This window comes from Mesorhizobium sp. M5C.F.Ca.IN.020.32.2.1, from assembly GCF_004023105.1.
GTDB classification, from domain to species: domain Bacteria; phylum Pseudomonadota; class Alphaproteobacteria; order Rhizobiales; family Rhizobiaceae; genus Mesorhizobium; species Mesorhizobium wenxiniae.
In genome coordinates, this window is the sequence record NZ_RZSX01000988.1 from 1 (window position 1) to 2,159 (window position 2,159).

The 2,159-nt window shown below is 64.0% G+C and carries 1 protein-coding gene and 1 pseudogene; both read right to left on the reverse strand.

The genetic code is table 11. The annotated features are described in order from the left end of the window. Nucleotides 1-235: 235 nt before the first annotated feature. Entirely contained in the window at nucleotides 236-1,330 is a 1,095-nt protein-coding gene (locus tag EOA86_RS31865) for a Gfo/Idh/MocA family oxidoreductase (protein ID WP_128345237.1), read from the reverse strand. Nucleotides 1,331-1,457: 127 nt separating this feature from the next. Continuing rightward, a pseudogene (locus EOA86_RS31870) lies at nucleotides 1,458-2,159 on the reverse strand (sugar ABC transporter substrate-binding protein); the annotation flags it as partial.

Consider the following 2,159-nt stretch of genomic DNA (forward strand, 5'->3'; position numbering starts at 1 on the left):
GATCCATACTCCGGGCGGCGCAGGATACGGTCCCGCCAGGGAGCGTCGGCGCGAGGCCGTCCGGGACGACCTGACGAACGGGCTGGTTTCGGCGGGAGCTGCCGAGCGCGACTATGCAGAGAAGCCGCAGCCTGCCGCGCGGGAGGTTGCCGACGTCAGATAGCCCGGTCGCACGCAGCGCCAAAAACAAAATCGGCCGGGTCATCCCCGGCCGGTTGTTTTGAAGCTGCAGGCGTCAGAAGTGGATCGTGCGGCCCGTCTCCATCGCCTGCGTAGCGGCCAGCGCGAAGCGCAGCGCCTGGAGGCCGTCGACACCGTCCGCCGAAGGCCTGCCCCGTCCGCGGACCGCGTCGACGAAGTCGCCGATGGTCTGGTCGTAGGGGATCACGTGCTCTACGGGCACTTCACGCGTTCCCGACTGGGTACGCACCGTGACACGGCCCTGCGGCTTCTGCCACAAAACATCCGCGCCGAGCACGGAGCCCTTCGTGCCGTGGATTTCGACGGCGGTACCGCCAAATGGCACCAGGAAGGTGTCTTGGCAGATGACCAACAGGTGGCCGGGGAATTCCCAGACCGACGTCACATTGTCCTTGATCCCGTGCGGGGCGGCGCCTGAGGTCAGCCCCATCGCCGTCACGGCCACCGGATCGGCGTCGAAATAGTAACGCATCAGATCGACGTCATGCACGGTCAGGTCTAGGACGACGCCGGCGCCCGTCGACGGATCGTTCAGGCGCCAGCGCGCCAGATCACCCGGCAGATCCACCGTGAAGCCGATGCGTGCCGAGGTGATCTCGCCGAGTTCCCCGGACTTGATGACGTCCTTGATGGCTCGATGGGTCGCCATGTTGCGCAGGTGATGGTTGGTCGCCAGGACTACGCCGGCCTTGCGCGCCGCCTCAACCATGGCTTCGCCATCCTCGGTGCTGATACTGAGCGGCTTCTCGCAGAGAATGTGCTTGCCTGCCCTGGCGGCTGCGATTGCCTCTTCTCGATGTTTTTCGTTCGTGGTCGAAATGTACACGGCGTCGACTTCCGGGTCGGCGAGCAGCGACTCGAGGCTGGTGTGGTGACTATGCAGCTCGAGATCGCGCGCATAATCAGACGCGCGCTTCTCGTCGCGGCTGTAGACCGACACGACCTCGCAGTCCGGATGCTTGTTGATCGAGGCCGTCAACCATTGTTTGGCTATGTTGCTGGCGCCGATGAGGCCCCATTTGATTTTTTCTTGCCCGGTCATCTGAATCCTCTTCGGCTTGTGATGGGTCTGCGCGGGCGTTCGTATAAGCCCAGTCCGTGCGAATGAATGGAAGTCCCGTGATGACATCGGCCCGGTGTCTCAAACGGCTGAAGCGCGGTCGCCCTTGCCTGCCGGTTTTCGTGTTGGCCGCAGTTCCCGACCTGCAATCGATGCCGGAGCGGCGGTCAGCCGCCCCGGCATACCAGGTCTTTGTCTAGAGCCCGGCAAGGCCCGACTTGAGGCGCGCGACCGCGTCACCCGACGTCAGCTTGGTGTTATTGGCGAAGGAGCTGATAACGTCCTCGAACACGCCGCGCACCTCGCGGGACTGGGCGTGGTTCTGGGATAGAGACGGCAGGACACCGCCCTTTTCGGCGGCGGCGGCGCGGTCTGCGATTGCTGCCTGCCCGCAGGCGTCGAAGGCTTTCGGATCGATGTCGGTGCGGGCCGGGATCGAGCCCTTGCGGATGTTGAACTCCGTCTGCACCGCCGGATCCATGGTCAGGCGCGCCATTTGCATCTGCGCCTGCCTCGCCGCCTCGTCCTTAACCGGAAAGAAGCCCCAGTAATCGGCTAGGAAGACATAGGTGCCGGCTGTCCCGGGTGCCGCCAGGCACAGGTAGTCGACGTCGGCCTTCTTGTTGGCCACCGTGAACTCCCCCTTGGCCCAGTCGCCCATGAAATGGAACGCGGCTTTGTCCTCGATCACCATCGCTGTCGCGAGGTTCCAGTCGCGGTTCGCCGCGCCGGCATCGGCGTAGCTCAACACCTTGCGGAAGGTATCGAATACCTGGACCATCTTGTCGCTTTCAAGCGACGCTCCGTCCAGTTCCTGGATCGCCTTCTTGTGGAAGTCCGCTCCGCCGACGCCCACCAAGATGTCCTCCCAGAGCATGAATTCTTGCCATGGCTGACC